Consider the following 14,104-nt stretch of genomic DNA (forward strand, 5'->3'; position numbering starts at 1 on the left):
CAAGCCTACGCAACCAACCACAGACAAGCAACAATGAACATACCACCTATCATCCAAGTGGGCGACGTGCTCGTGTCGCCCGACGTATTCACAGAATGCTTCTGCTGCGACCTCGACGCATGCCACGGCGCATGCTGCGTGGAAGGCGACGCCGGGGCGCCCGTGACGCTCGACGAGATTGCGGCCATGGAAGACTCGCTCGACACGGTGTGGGGCAGCCTGTCGGCCGGGGCGCAGGCAGTGATCGACCGGCAGGGGGTGGCCTGCACCGACCCCGAAGGCGAGCTCGTGACGAGCATTGTGGGCGGGCGCGACTGCGTGTTCACCTGCCACGAGGACGGCTGCTGCCTGTGCGCGCTCGAACGGGCCTGCCGGGCGGGGCTGACAGACTTCTGCAAACCCATAAGCTGCGCGCTCTACCCGCTGCGCGAGAAGACGTTTGCCGGCGGGCTGGTGGGCCTGAACTACAACCGGTGGGATATATGCCGGCCGGCCGTGGTGAAAGGGCGCGAGCTCCGTCTGCCGCTCTACAGGTTTCTGGAGGGGCCGCTCAAGAGGCGGTTTGGCGAGCAGTGGTATGCCGAGCTGGTGGCCACGGCCGACGAGCTGCACCGCCAGGGCATGCTCTGACCATGGACGCGGAAGCACGGCATCAGCCACACAGCCAGCCTGCCGGGCCGTGACTATTTTCAGACAAAACAAAGATGATGGGCCCACAGCGGCCCGGACGCCCGCCCAAACGGGCCGTATGAGAGCGCCAAACAGGCCGTTTTACAATGCGCCGGCGCATCGGGGTGGCGGCTCACTGGATAAACCCAGGGGCATTTTTAGGAGTCAAGGAGTTAGGAAGTAAAGGAGTTAAGACAATAGTCCTTCTTGCGGGATTTATGGAATTTTGAGGAGTTATATGGAGTTAAAGGACAAATGCCTGCACTCCTGTCCCCTGCCTTCTGTCGCCAAAATATCCACTAAACTATTGTCTTAACTCCTTTACTTCCTAACTCCTTAACTCCTAAAACAATTCCTTGAATAATGCCATTGTACTCTAACTCCATCACTCCCTGTACGTTTAAGCCCCCTATGTTTATCGGGTGTCACAAACAAGCCGACAAAAGTCAGCGCGCGCCTGACTGGCGGCGCAGGGCCGCAACAATGCTGTCCATGGCCGCGAAGCGGCGAAGGTATGTGGCGCGCAGGTTGTCGGCCGACGCGCGGAAGGTGGTGCAGGTGTCGAAGCGGGCCGGGTCTTGGCCGCGCCACAGGGCCTCGTCGGCCAGAGCCGACGGCTCTATCTCGCGCCGCCAAATCACAAGGCTGTCGGCCAGGGCGGCCCAACGGGGCCTGAGCGCTGTCCACCGAGAGACCACGAGGGCCACAAACGACGAGTCGGAAAGCAGGCGGTCGTACCACAGCGCGCGGCGGTTGTAAACGCTGTCTGTAGTGAGCCTCACGGCATCGGGGCGGTTGAGGCGGGCCGGCCGCAGGTCGCCGCCGCCGTCGAGGCCCACGGTGATGAACGCAAGGTCGAAGTCCCACACAGGCCCGGCGGCAAGCAAGCCGCCTGCATCGCGATACATATAGCAGCTGCGTGGGCCGTTGGGCTCGGCATTCTGGGCCATCTCGTTCACCAGCCACCAGTCGGCAAAGGTGTCGAGACGCATGTGGCGCCATGTCTCAAAACGCCCATTTTGGGGCGAAGAGTACAGATTTTGCTCGATTTCATCGAGAAATAGGCGTATGGAGTCTACCATGGCGGCCGACGGTTTCGACGGCGACTTAACGTTGACCGGCAGCCGTCGCACGGCTGTGACAAAGCGAGGGTCGCCGTCGTCGTAGGCGTCGACCTCGAGCAATACGCCCCTGCGCTCGTCAATGTCAACGCGGCCGCGGGCCACCCTCACCTGCTCGGCCAGCAGGTAGCAGCCCTGAGGCCTCCCGTTGAGCACCACGTCGACATGGCGGCAGGCCGGCGTCCAGTCCATGCAGGTGGCCCGGGCCATGGCCAGGGCGAGCCTGTTGCGCAGCCGGCTGTGGTCCATGAAGTCGGCCAGCAGCACCCAACGCTTGCCTCCGGCCATGCCGAGCAGTGGCGTCCGCTTGCCAAGCCGTATGGCCATCGGCTTCTTTGGCTTGGCCAACGTGGAGTGGCCGCGACCCTTTATTTCGGCGCTTTTGGTCTCAAAAAGCACGATTCCATCGGGCGAGACCACCCTAAGGCGGCAGTCGGCCACCCATTTGTCACGGCTGTCTGCCGGCTTCGAGCCCGGCGTATCTATAAAAACTGTAGGCAGGTTGCCTTCGGCAACGGCCGAAGACGCCACGGCCATGACGGCCGCAAGCAAGGCTATGAAACGCATATACATATAAGTAGGTGTTCAAAATTAACCGATACAATAGACCTTGCAGGTGTCCTCTATACCTTTGCCACCATCTTGTGTGCTCTTTCGGGCCGCATACCAAAGTCTCATCGGTCGCGTAGCCCGCTACGCTCTCTCTTCGGACTTTGGCATGCATCGCCGAAATAGCGCACAATTTGATGGCAATTAATTTTGAACACCTACTTATATTGTGTGACTTTTGCCACTCGCAGGCAGCCCCGCCGCCACCGGGGCGCCACCCACACCGGACGTCAGCGGATTACGTCCACGGTGTCGCCGTGAACCAGCCAAACCCGCTTGAACCCGAGAGCCAGGGCCCGGTCGGCCAGGCTGTCTACCATCCGGCGGTCTTCGACCGCCACCACTGTGTCGCGGCACACGGCAGGCCATTTGTAGCCGGTGGCCGCTACGGCCGTGTTCCCCCATGCAAAGGCATCGGCGGGAAGCACGCAAAACGACGAGTACTTGCGCTCATGGCCGGCCAGTGACACTATGTAAACGCTGTCAACAGGTTCGCCTGTCTTCTCTATGGCCTCGCGCCCCATGCGCCGGCCCATAAGGCCCGAGTCGTAAGACTTCTGCCAATGGTGCCAGTCGACAAAGAGGCAGGAAGCCACAAACATGGCGAAGAGCGGGGCAAGGCGGCCGTAACCGTCGGCCTTGTCGGCCAGGAAAGCCACCATGAGCGCCGCCATAGACAGGCCGGCGTATGAATGCATGGTGGTGAAAATGGTGAGCAGGTGGGGCAAGGCGGCCATCACCATGCAGGCGGCAAGCGTGAGCAAGGGCCTGCTCACGAGATGGCGGCGCTGCGAAAAGAGCAGCACCACGATGAAAGGCATCGACATTGCCGCCGTGAAGGCCACCAGTAGGAGGTTGCGGCTGGGCGCATGTACAAGGCTCACGTAGTCTACAGGCACCCAGGCCATGCCGATGAACATTGCCACATCGAGCAACTTAGCCACCGGGGTGCTCTCGAAATACTCGTGGTTGATGTCTACGTAGGCTGTGGTGAGGGCTATGCGCAAGGCAAAGTAGGCTGCCGACGCCACCACGCCCCACACCATGCCGGAGCGCAAGCGGCCCCAACCGCCGCCGGGCGAGCCCGGGCCCGAAATGCCGAAGGCAAACAGCGGGGCGATGAAGAAAAACATTATGCCGTTCTCTTTCCACAGCGTGGCCACGAAAACGCACGTCAGCCACAGTGCCACGCGGGGCTTGCGGCCGCGGTTGAAGTAGTGCCACAGCCCGAGAAGCCCGAAGAAATGGGAGCAGGCCTGGTTGAGGGCGTCGACCCCGTAGACCGTGCCGAGCATGGCGGGAGAGATGAAGAAGAACACGGTGCCTATGTTGCGGGCCGTCTTGCAAAGGCCCATGGCGGTGGCAAGCCGGTAGACGAGCACCGTCACACCCACGTGGGCGGCATATACAACAATGTGGTTGAGGGCCGGAAACATGCGGTGGTCGAGCCCCAGCAGCCAGCCGAAAGCGGCGTCAAAAGGGCGCCAGTAGCTCGAATTGGGCAGAAGCCTGTAATTGAAAAGGCCGTCGAAACTGGGCGCGGTGTAGTAAGTCCAGTCGTCGAACGTGGGCAACAGCAGCACTATGGCATAGAGAATGGCTGGCGAGAGCAGCAATATCACTGCCAGCGGATTAACCCGCCCAATCCAGTTATCGTCCTTGCCGTTGTTCATGCCGGTATGCTTGAGGTCAGTTTATGATTGCTATCTTGCACACGGTTCCCTTGCTTCCGTCGCTCTTGGCCGTGACCACGCTGTACACTCCCGACGCCACGCGGCGGCCGCGGCTGTCGCGCCCGTCCCACGTAAACGTGCCTCCGTTGCTCCGCCCCGACGCCACGAGGGCGCCGCTGGCCGTTGTCACCTTGACATCGGCGTCGAAACTGAGCCCCGTGACGGTTATCAGCCCCGTGTAGCCGGGCTCCACCGGGTTGGGGTAAGCGTAGACATTGTCTTTCTCCATCTCCTCCGCCGGGTCGGTGGCATCGCCCATGTACGAGCAGAGACCGCGGTCGGTGCCTATGAATACCTCGCCTGTCTGCCCGTCGATGGCTATGTCCATGACGTTGTTCGAGAGCAGGGGGCTGTTCTCTGTGGTAAAATGCAGCAGCTGGGTCATGTTGTCCGCGCTTATCAGATAGATGCCGTTGTCTGACGTCCCGAACCATTTCCTGTTGGCTCCGTCTATGGCTATGGCCGAGATACTTATGTTACCGAGCAGGTAGTCGGCATAGTTGGTGCCGTCGTTGCGCGGCACCTTGAACTGGTTGAAGGCCATGGTGGCGTCGCCCGAGGCTATCTGCTGCGGCGTGACATACATCGGGCCGGCGCTTGTTGCGAACCAAATGTTGCCGTCGCGGTCTTCGGTCACGTCTCTCAAATAGGTAAGCGTGAGGTTTGTTCCGTCTTGGTTGGCAAAGTCGCGGTCGTAGGCCGTGAGCTCCGACTGGGCCGTGTTGTAGCGCAGCAGGCCCGGCTGGCGGTAGTGGTTGTTGCCAAACCACATCAGCCCGCGGCTGTCGAACATCAGCCCGTCCATGCCTTCGAGCGAACGGCCCATGCCCTCTACCATGAGCTTGCTGTCGTGGTGGGATATCCACTCGCCATCGGGGGTGAGCTCAAAGAGCGACGTCGACGGGCTGATGCTGTTGGTAAGCCACAGGTGTCCGTCGGATGCGAACCTCACGGAAGTCACTTCCACATATTCCTTGTCGCCTTCATCTACGGTGGCTGCCGCCCGGAGCGGACTGTTGTCGATGGTGTATTCGTTGACGAACTTGCCGTCGCGGTACTCATAAAGCCCCGTCTGCCCGCCGGCAAAGACATGCGACGGGTCGGCCGGGTCGACGTCGCAGGCGAAGATCCTGACGAAACGGTGGCCTATCCTGTCCTCGATGTCGTTCTCAAACACAGTCCATTCGCCATCTTCGAGCACCTGCACGCAGGCCTTGTCCTCAAGGTTGGTCATGCCGTTGGCTGTGTACAGCCTTCCGCCCTTGAACATAAGGAAGCCCATGTAGTTGTAGTCGGGGCCGCCGGGGTTGAGCGTTGACACGAGCCCATGGTACTCGTCATAGTCGGAAGTGTCGAGGTCGAATATCCCCGGGCGCCAACTGTCAACGCGGCCCCAGTTGTTTCTGTCGATGAGGTTGGCCGTGAGGTCGGCCGCCCACACCTCGCCCGATGCCGTGCGGGCATATATGCGGCCGTCATCGAGCGCCAGGCGCGCCACGGCGATGCCCAGGTTGTAGGTCTCGCTTATCTCCGCACGGGCCATGTCGACCTTCACCACGCCGAAGTTTGTGGCAAGATAGGCATACTGGGCGTCCATCCTGATGGTGTTCACCGTCTTGTCTTCGGTCATCGACTTGCTGTACAGGTCTGAGATGTTGGTCACATCGCCGTTTGTTTCCACCAAGTCGATGTTGCTGTTGTCGTAAACCGCGATGAGCCTTCCGGCCCGGCTGTTCCACGCGATGTTGGTTATGCATGCGTCGCTGAGCCCGCTCACCTTGTCGTAAGTGGCTATCGACCCGTCATTAAGGTTATACTGGTACAGCCCGTTGGACGCAAGCACAAACAGATAGTTGCCTGCCTTGCGTATCTGCTGGATGTCGTGATATGCCATGTAGGCGTTCCACGTGCCTATGCCCTGGCCGCTCAGCGTGGCCGGGGCTGCCGTCATGAGGCACAATGCCAATGCTATTATTGTACGCATACGCTCATTTATATGTCTTGTTTCCAACCGGCAGGCCAGCCTCCGCAGCCCCGCAGCCGCATGGCGCGCGTGGCCCGGCACCGCGTGGGGCCCAGGGCAGCCGTCAGCCGCGGGTGCCGAGCAGGTGGGCGGCCAGCTTGGCGACGGCCCTCGCGCGGTGGCTTATCTTGTTCTTCACGCCGGGCCCGAGGGCGGCAAAGGTCTCGCAGTAGCCTTCGGGGCGGAATATGGGGTCGTAGCCGAAGCCCCCCTCGCCGCTGCGCGTGCGCGTTATCTCGCCGTCGACGCGCCCCTCGAACGTCGTGAGGCGCGGTCCGTCGCTTCCGCCGGTTGTTTCTAATAACGCGATAACAGTGCGGAATCGTGCCCGGCGATTGTTATTTTCTCCTAATTCTGCCAACAACTTGGCCATGTTTGCCTCGCTGTCGTGGCCTGCGCCGCCTGCGTAGCGTGCGCTGTAAACGCCCGGGGCGCCCCCGAGGGCGTCCACCTCGAGGCCCGTGTCGTCGGCAAACACGCTGAGCCCATAGTGGTCGTAGACATAGCGCGCCTTCTGCGTGGCGTTCTCTTCGAGCGTCGTGCCTGTCTCGGGTATGTCGGCGTGGCAGCCGATGTCGGCCAGCGAGAGCACCTCTATGCCCTCTCCCAGTATCTGGCGAATCTCTTCGAGCTTATGCCCGTTGTTAGTTGCGAATACTATCTTCATTTGTCTTTATGTTATGTCCTTCCTTTTCGGCCTTGCCGGGCTTCACCTTTATGGGGTCGAATCCCTCGCCGTAAACACCGATGACCGAGCTCTGGCTCACGAAAGCCTGCGGGTCGATCATCTTTATGAGCCTGAATATGGTGACGCTCTCGCGCTTCTTGGCCAGCAGGCATATCACCTTCATCTCCTTGCCGCTGTACCATCCGTGGCCGTCGAGCAGCGTCAGGCTGTGGTCGGTCTTGCGCGTTATGGCGCGGGCAATGTCTTCGTAGTGCTTCGAGAAGATGAGGAACTGCACCGACTGGCGCTGCACGCTCATCACATAGTCGAGCATCAGGCACTCGATGACCATCGTGCAGAGGCCGAACACCACCATCTGGCAACGGTGGAACACGTCGCCGAACGACGGGATGAAGAGGCTGCTGCCAATGATGCACAGGTCGACCATGATGAGCACGCGGCCGAGCGATATGTCGCGGTACTTGTTGACAGACGCCGCCACGATGTCGGTGCCGCCCGTGCTGCCGTTGTTCAGGAACACAATGGCGAGGGCCGTGCCCGTGAGCATGCACCCGATGACGAGCGACATGAAGTCGTTGCCGTCGCCCATGAGCTTGTAGAACGTGCCGTCGGGCATCATCACCACCTCCTGGGCCACCTCAAGCAGGAACGTGAGCATGAACGTGGCGTAGATGGTTTTCATTAGAAAGCGCCACCCGAGAATCTTCAACGCCGCCACGATGAGCACGGCATTGATGAGGAAGAAGGTGTACTGCACCGGGAAATGGGTGGCGTAAAACACTATGGCCCCTATGCCGGCGATGCCGCCCGTGACTATCTTGTAGGGCAACAGGAACACGGTGAAGCCGAAGGTGTAAAGCATCAGGCCGAAGGTTATGAACACATAGTCCTTGACCTCGTTGAATACTGCTGTTCTGTTGATTGTCATATAAAGGTGAATAGATGAATAAGTCGAATGTCAAAAGGTTGTGCCCGCTGCGGCATCGTGGTGGCCCTCCATGGCCACGGCCACGCGCGTGGCGGGCTGCGGGTGTAAAAACATTTCACAAGGAGGCATGCCTACTGCAACGCCCTGGCGCCCAGCAGGTTGCGCCCGGATGCGTGGCCGGCTGCCAAACGGCCCGTATTGCCGTGTGAAACGGCCCGTACGGGCCGGCCAAACGGGCCGTTTTGCGTGCCTGCAAGGCCGCCGTGGCGGCGGCGGGGAGGCCATGTAGCAGTTTTTCGGCTGCCCGCCTGCCCCGCCACGCCTTGAGCCCCAGGCTGCAAGGGGGCCCCGTGGCGGCTTTACTTCACCACCACGTTGACTATCTTGCGCGGCACGATGATGACCTTCACCACCTGCTTGCCGCCCATATACTTGGCCGAGCGCTCGTCGGCAAGCACGGCCTGCTCTATCGTGGCGTTGTCGGCATCGGCGGCGAAGTCCATCTGGAAGCGCGCCTTGCCATTGAACGAAACGGTGAGCTGCACGGTCGACTCCACGAGGTATTGCTCGTTCCACTGCGGCCAGCTCGCGTCGCAAACGCTGCCTCGGCCTCCGAGGGCCTCCCAAAGCTCCTCGGCGATGTGGGGGGCGAACGGCGCTATGAGCACAACGAGGTCGGCGAGCAGGCTGCGGTTGTGGCACTTGAGCTGCCCGAGCTCGTTGACGCATATCATGAATGCCGAGATGCTCGTGTTGTAACTGAACTGCTCGATGTCTTGCGTCACCTTCTTTATCAGCTTGTGCACGGCCTTCAGCTCTGCGGCCGAGGGCTCGCGGTCGTCGGCCAGCATGCCTCCCTCACGGCCGTAGAACAGGGCCCAGAACTTCTTCAGGAAGCGGTGGCAGCCGTCTATGCCGTTGGTGTCCCACGGCTTGCTCTGCTCCACCGGGCCGAGGAACATCTCGTAGAGGCGCAGTGTGTCGGCCCCGTATTTGTCGACTATCATGTCCGGGTTGACCACATTGTACATAGACTTCGACATTTTCTCTACCGCCCATCCGCAGACATACTTCCCTTCTTCGAGCACGAACTCTGCATTGGCATACTCCGGGCGCCATTTGCGGAAGGCGTCTATGTCGAGCACGTCGCCATGCACTATGTTTACGTCTACGTGCAGCGGCGTGGTGTCGTACTGATCCTTGAGCCCGAGAGAGACGAAGACGGGTGAAGCCCCCTCCGTCTCCCCCTGTTGGGGAGAGAGCAGAGCAGTAACGGCCCCCTCAACTCCCCCCGTGGGGGAGCTTAGATTAGCGTCAGACAGTCGGCCCTCTCCCCCACGGGGGGAGTCGGAGGGGGCTTTCCTGTTTATACGATACACGAAGTTGCTTCGCCCCTGAATCATTCCCTGGTTGACAAGTTTCCTAAACGGTTCCTCAACGGCCGACACCCCAATGTCGTGCAGGAACTTGTTCCAGAAGCGCGAATATATAAGATGGCCTGTGGCATGCTCTGTTCCGCCCACGTAGAGGTCTACCTCGCGCCAGTAAGAGTCGGCCTCGGCGCTCACCAATGCATTGTCGTTGTGCGGATCCATATACCTAAGGTAATAGGCCGACGAGCCTGCGAAGCCCGGCATGGTGTTGAGTTCGAGCGGGAACACCGTCTTGTTGTCAATGCGCGAGTTGTCGGTCACCGAGCGCGCCTCGGTGTCCCAGGCCCAGCGTGTGGCGTGGCCCAGCGGCGGCTCGCCCGTCTCGGTGGGCAGGAACGTGGCCACCTCGGGCAGCTCCAGCGGCAGACAGTCTTCAGGTATCATGTATGGCATGCCGTCTTTGTAGTACACCGGGAACGGCTCGCCCCAGTAGCGCTGCCTCGAGAAGATGGCGTCGCGCAGGCGGTAGTTCACTTTTACGCGGCCCAGACCCTGCTCCTCGACAAACGCCTTGGTCTTTGCAATGGCCTCCTTCACGGTGAGCCCGTTGAGCACGAGGCCCCCACGGACCTCACATCCTGTGCGCGGCGAGTTGCAAACGATGCCCTCCTTGGCGTCGAAGCTCTGCTCGCTGACGTCGCATCCCTCTATCAGCGGCCTTATCTCGAGGCCGAAGTGCTTGGCAAAGGCATAGTCGCGAGAGTCGTGGGCAGGCACGGCCATGATGGCCCCCGTGCCGTATCCGGCCAGCACATAGTCGCTCACCCATATTGGTATCTCCTCGCCGGTGAGCGGGTTGACGGCATACGAGCCGGTGAACACGCCGCTGACGCTGCGGTCGGCTATGCGTTCGCGCTCGGTGCGCTTCTTCGTCCGCTCAAGGTAAGCGTCCACCTCGGCTTTCTGCCCGGGCGTGGTCAGCACGGCCACGAGCTCGCTCTCGGGTGCCAGCACCATGAAAGTGACGCCGAACATCGTGTCGGCGCGGGTGGTGAAGATGGTAAACGAAAGCCCCTCTCCATCTCTCCCCCGTGGGGAGAGGGCCTGGTTAGCCTCTGCGACTGAGGAGGATGCAAGGCTTTGTTTTATTTTTTCTACCACTCCATCAATGTTGTTGAGCACTTCGTCGTTGGTGAAACGGATCACCTTGAAGCCTTGTTCGTTCAAGAATTGTGTCCTCAACATATCGGCTTCCGCCTGTTCCGTTTCGTTATGATAGCCCCCATCTACTTCTATAATAAGCTTGCTTTTCAAAGAAACGAAGTCGGCTATGCAGTCGCAAATAATGTGCTGGCGGCGGAATTTCTCGCCCAACTGCTTTGCACGCAGGGCCTGCCAGAGAGCATTCTCAGCTTCAGTAGGATTCGAACGATTTGCCTTGGCATTGTTTTTCAAAGTGCCGTAACTGCACGGATGAGCCGTCTTGAACTGCTCCCAACGCTCTTTTATGTCCGAATCCAGCCGCTCGCCCGGCTCTCCCCCCACAGGGGGGAGTTGGTGAGGGGCTACAGTGAACGTTATTTCGGCTCCTTCCGACCTCCCTATCCAGTTGCGCTGCGTCTCCTTGAGCGAGTCGGTCCAGTCTATCGTGTCCAGTCCGTCGAGCAGCCGCTGTGCGTATGCCGACACGCGCAGGCACCACTGGCGCATCTTCTTCTGCACCACGGGATAGCCGCCGCGCTCCGACACGCCGTCCACCACCTCGTCGTTGGCCAGCACCGTGCCCAGTTGCGGGCACCAGTTGACCATGGTCTCGCCCAGGTAGGCTATGCGGTAGTTCATCAGCACCTCCTGCCTGCGGCGCTCGTCCATGGCCCGCCACTCGTCGGCGGTGAAGGCCATGTCTTCCGAGCAGGCCGCGTCGATGCCCTCGGTGCCGCCTTGCTCAAATGCCTCTACGAGCCCGGCGATGGGCATCGCCTTCTGTTGGCGGTTGTCGTAGTAGCTCTCGAACATGCGCTGGAAGGCCCACTGGGTCCAGTGGTAGTACTTAGGGTCGCACGTGCGCACCTCCCTGTCCCAGTCGAAAGAGAAGCCAATCTTGTCCAGCTGCTCCCTGTAGTGGTTGATGTTTGCCTCTGTTGTCACGGCCGGATGCTGCCCGGTCTGTATCGCATACTGCTCGGCGGGCAGCCCGTAGGCGTCGTATCCCATGGGGTTGAGCACGTTGTAGCCGCGCAGCCTCTTGTATCTTGCATATATGTCGCTGGCAATGTAGCCCAGCGGATGGCCCACATGCAATCCTGCCCCCGAGGGGTAAGGAAACATGTTGAGCACGTAGAACTTCTCCTTGTGGCTGTCTTCGGCAACGTGGTATGTCTTCTGCTCCACCCACCGGCGCTGCCATTTCTTCTCAATTTCCCTAAAATTGTATTCCATTGGTGTCTGTATATTATATATGTTGTGGCCCGCCGGCATGGCGGCATGCATCAATGCCGGCTCCCGGCGCATATTTCCCGTATGGCAGGGCGTGGTTGCCCGGCATGCCTGTGCGGCCCCGCCATGGGGCCGCGCATAGCGCTTTGCAAAGATAGCACAAAAGGGCCAAACCGCAAAATAAACCGCCGAAAAAGGCTGCGGAGGCCCCTCGGCCCGGTGTCACCACCGTATGGGCTCCATGCCGTGGGCCTCGAGGTAGTCGTTGGCGCGCGAAAAATGGTGGTTGCCAAACCATCCCCCGCGGTTGGCCGAGAGCGGCGAGGGGTGCACCGACTGCAGCACGAGGTGGCGCGACTGGTCGATGAGCGCGGCCTTCGAGCGCGCGTAGCCTCCCCACAGGATGAACACCAGGTGGTCGCGGTCGGCGTTGAGCGCCTTGATGGCGGCGTCGGTAAACTCCTCCCAGCCCTTGCGCTGGTGGCTGGCGGCCTGGTGCGCGCGCACCGTCAGCGTGGCGTTGAGCAGCAGCACGCCCTGCCCGGCCCACCGCGTGAGGTTGCCCGACGTAGGCATCGGCGTGCCCAGGTCGAGCTGTATCTCCTTGAATATGTTGACGAGCGACGGCGGGAAGGGCACGCCGTCGTTCACCGAGAAGCTCAGCCCGTGGGCCTGGCCGGGCTCATGGTATGGGTCTTGGCCGATGATGACCACCTTTACGCTGTCGAAGGGGCACAGGTTGAAGGCGTTGAATATGAGCTTCCCGGGCGGGTAGCACGTGTGGTGCATGTACTCGGAGCGCACAAACGCCACGAGGTCGGCAAAATACTGCTTGTCGAACTCGGCGCCTATGTGGCGCCGCCACGACTCCTCTATCTTTACTTCCATTGCTTGCGGGTTGTTGTGAATGCCCCGCAAAAATACTCATTTTCCGCCATCCGGCAAAGCGAATGGGCGCTTTTGTTGGGATACACGGGCTGCGCGCCGTGGCTACGCGGCCCCACAATATGGCCGGCGGCCCTTTGCCGTATGGCGGAAAATGCGTAATTTTGCAGATGACACCGACAAGGCGGCTGCCATGGCGCGCAAGGCGGCCACGGCGGCAGGCCGGGGGCGGGCACTGGCTGAAACACCAAAACCAAGCATAACAGTATGAAACGGACTACTTTGGCGGCCGCGGCGGCCGCCCTGATGGCAACGGCGGCCGGGCCGGCACTGGCCGCCGGGCAGCACCAGCAAGACAGCTGCTATCTCTTTGCATTCTTCTCCAACAACACGCCGGATGGCGAGCAGGTGCGCTATGCCCTGAGCGACGACGGGCTGAACTACACTTCGCTCAACGGGGGGCGCCCGGTGGTGGCATCGGACACCATAGCGCTGAAGAAGAGCATACGCGACCCGTACATCTGCAGGGGCCGCGACGGGCGCACGTTCTACATGGTGATGACCGACATGAGGTCGTCGGAAGGATGGCAGAGCAACGACGGACTGATACTGATGAAGAGCGACGACCTGCTGCACTGGCAGCACACGGCCATAGACTTCCCCACGCGCTTCCCGTCGCTCGAGGGCTTCGGCCGCGACAACCTGCACGCCGTGTGGGCGCCGCAGCTCATCTGGGACGCGCGCGAGGGCCGCTACATGATATACTACTCCATCGGGCGGCACGACTGGGAATACCCCGTGGGCGACAAGCGCCAGCCTTACTTCAAGCTGTTCTACAGCTATGTCAACGACGACTTCACCGACATCACCGAGCCAAGGCTGCTGTTCGACTTCGGCACGGCGGCCATCGACGGCGACATTATCTACGACGGGCGCAACGGCGAGTATGTGCTTTTCTTCAAAGACGAGGGCCTGCCAACGGTAAACAACGGCTTCCGCACGCGGCAGGGGGTGATGAGGGCCACGGCCAAGGAGCTGACAGGGCCTTACACCACCGAGTTCCGCCACCTGCAGAAACCGGGCCAGTATCCGGTGGAGGGGTCGAGCGTGTTCCGGCTGATAGGCAGCGACGACTACATACTGATGTACGACTGCTATGCGCAGGGCTACTACCAGTTCTGCCGCAGCAGCGACCTGAAGAACTTCACTTTCGTGCAAAACACACCCACGCGCGGCACGTTCACCCCGCGCCACGGCTCGGTGATGCACATATCTGCCGCCGAGCGCGACCGGCTCGAGGCGTGGTCGGCACTGGCCGTGGCCATCGACGCCCTTGAGCGCCGCCCCGCCCCCACCCTCACCCTGCGGCAGCTCGACGGCCGGCGCAAGCTGCTCGACGAGGCCCGGGCCACGCTTGCCGCCACGGCCGACGCCAAGCGGCTGCGCAAGATGGCGGCCCGGGTCGAAGGGTTCTGACGCCCCCGACTGCCACACTGCCCGTTTTGCAACGCGATACGGGCCGTTTGCGAAGCCTGTGCGCCCCATGCCGCCAAGTGCCAGGCTGACAGCGGGTTGCCTGCAGGGCAGCTCCAGCCGTGGCAGCCATGCGCCGAAAGCGGCAGAAACACAGAGCGGGTCG

General features: G+C 61.1%; 9 protein-coding genes. 2 read left to right on the forward strand and 7 right to left on the reverse strand.

Annotation, left to right across the window (positions count from 1 at the left end):
* The first annotated feature begins 33 nt into the window (after positions 1-33).
* Entirely contained in the window at positions 34-630 is a 597-nt protein-coding gene (locus M3089_RS08620; protein WP_249083386.1) for a DUF3109 family protein, read from the forward strand.
* A gap of 485 nt (positions 631-1,115) precedes the next feature.
* On the opposite strand, the gene M3089_RS08625 is transcribed toward M3089_RS08620, so the two are convergent.
* The 7 genes from M3089_RS08625 to ung all read right to left on the reverse strand — a co-directional run bounded on the left by M3089_RS08625 (position 1,116) and on the right by ung (position 12,468).
* Positions 1,116-2,363, reverse strand: a complete 1,248-nt coding sequence (locus M3089_RS08625; RefSeq protein WP_249083390.1) for a CotH kinase family protein — start codon at positions 2,361-2,363, stop codon at positions 1,116-1,118.
* Between the two features lie 266 nt (positions 2,364-2,629).
* The gene (locus tag M3089_RS08630) at positions 2,630-4,072 is read right to left on the reverse strand and encodes a hypothetical protein (RefSeq protein WP_249083391.1); all 1,443 of its coding nucleotides are present in this window, start codon (positions 4,070-4,072) and stop codon (positions 2,630-2,632) included.
* A 16-nt stretch (positions 4,073-4,088) separates the two neighbouring features.
* Positions 4,089-6,116, reverse strand: coding sequence for a type IX secretion system anionic LPS delivery protein PorZ (gene porZ, locus M3089_RS08635; RefSeq protein WP_249083393.1), 2,028 nt, complete (start codon positions 6,114-6,116; stop codon positions 4,089-4,091).
* Positions 6,117-6,219: 103 nt separating this feature from the next.
* On the reverse strand, positions 6,220-6,822 hold the full coding sequence (locus M3089_RS08640) for a non-canonical purine NTP diphosphatase (RefSeq protein ID WP_249083395.1): 603 nt from the start codon (positions 6,820-6,822) through the stop codon (positions 6,220-6,222).
* On the reverse strand, positions 6,800-7,771 hold the full coding sequence (locus M3089_RS08645) for a YitT family protein (protein WP_205110925.1): 972 nt from the start codon (positions 7,769-7,771) through the stop codon (positions 6,800-6,802). Before M3089_RS08645 ends, M3089_RS08640 begins: the two co-directional genes overlap by 23 nt.
* Before the next feature lie 359 nt (positions 7,772-8,130).
* A complete protein-coding gene (locus M3089_RS08650) occupies positions 8,131-11,583 on the reverse strand; it encodes a leucine--tRNA ligase (RefSeq protein WP_249083397.1) in 3,453 nt (1,150 codons plus the stop codon).
* A gap of 219 nt (positions 11,584-11,802) precedes the next feature.
* A complete protein-coding gene (gene ung, locus M3089_RS08655; RefSeq protein ID WP_205110922.1) occupies positions 11,803-12,468 on the reverse strand; it encodes a uracil-DNA glycosylase in 666 nt (221 codons plus the stop codon).
* A gap of 264 nt (positions 12,469-12,732) precedes the next feature.
* Here ung and M3089_RS08660 point away from each other — a divergent pair, with 264 nt between their 5' ends.
* On the forward strand, positions 12,733-13,941 hold the full coding sequence (locus tag M3089_RS08660; protein ID WP_249083399.1) for a glycoside hydrolase family 43 protein: 1,209 nt from the start codon (positions 12,733-12,735) through the stop codon (positions 13,939-13,941).
* Positions 13,942-14,104: the final 163 nt, after the last annotated feature.

Origin of the sequence: Marseilla massiliensis, from assembly GCF_023336985.1 — a bacterium.
GTDB classification, from domain to species: domain Bacteria; phylum Bacteroidota; class Bacteroidia; order Bacteroidales; family Bacteroidaceae; genus Prevotella; species Prevotella intestinigallinarum.